The following is a 918-nucleotide window of genomic DNA, read 5'->3' as shown; positions in this document are numbered from 1 at the left end:
GATGGAAGCATGCTGTGGCGCCCATCACATGGGCCGGTCGTTGGCGGCACTGGGACACGAGGTTCGGCTGATGTCGCCGGAATATGTGCGCCCCTATGTCAAGGCGCAGAAGAACGACGACCGTGATGCCGAGGCCATTGCCGAAGCGGCCACGCGCCCGACGATGCGGTTCGTTGAACTCAAAAGCGAGGAGCAGCTCGACGTCCAAACCTTGCACCGGGTGCGCGACCGGCTCGTGGGAGAGCGCACGTCGCTGACCAACCAGATCCGAAGCCTGCTGCTCGAACGCGGTCATATCGTGGCGCAGGGCCACGCGAAACTACGGCACAAGTTGAACGAGTTGCTGGGTAGCAGCACCGAGACGTTGAGCCCGCGCATGGCCTTCCTGCTCGAGGACATGTTTTCACGCTGGGCGGATCTGGACCGACGCATCAAATCGTTCGATGCCGAGTTTGCAGCCATGACCCGATCAGACGAGCGAGCCAGGCGCCTGACCGGCATTCCCGGAATCGGAGCGCTGAACGCGACGGCGCTCGTCGCGGCTGTCGGCAACGCAGCCACGTTCTCGAAGGGCCGAGATCTCGCCGCATGGCTCGGCCTCGTCCCGCGCCAGTCGACGACTGGCGGCAAGCCCAGGCTCCTTGGCATCACAAAGCGAGGCAGTCGATATCTGCGCAAGATGTTGATCCAGGGGGCGCGCGCCGCCATGCCCGTTGTCTGTCGGGAGGACACTGCAACCGGCAGGTGGTTGCGCGCGCTGCTTGCCCGTGCCCACCCCAATGTTGCCGTCGTCGCTTTGGCAGCGAAGATGGCACGCACCGTCTGGGCGCTGCTTCACCATGGGCGGAGCTACGAGGCTGTCCGATAGCGGCCAGCCAAACATAAAGAACTGGCGCCCGGAACGGCATCTGCCGCCGG

At 64.6% G+C, this 918-nt stretch carries 1 protein-coding gene; it reads left to right on the top strand.

Annotated elements, in window-relative coordinates; genetic code table 11:
• The coding region (locus tag ACFQ2S_RS24780; RefSeq protein ID WP_386079434.1) for an IS110 family transposase at positions 1 to 868 on the top strand (868 nt) is incomplete at its 5' end.
• Positions 869 to 918: the final 50 nt, after the last annotated feature.

The organism is Tropicimonas aquimaris, assembly GCF_042676185.1.
GTDB classification, from domain to species: Bacteria; Pseudomonadota; Alphaproteobacteria; order Rhodobacterales; family Rhodobacteraceae; genus Tropicimonas; species Tropicimonas aquimaris.
Note: the sequence above shows the minus strand (reverse complement) of the source record. Positions and strands in the feature narration are given on the sequence as shown.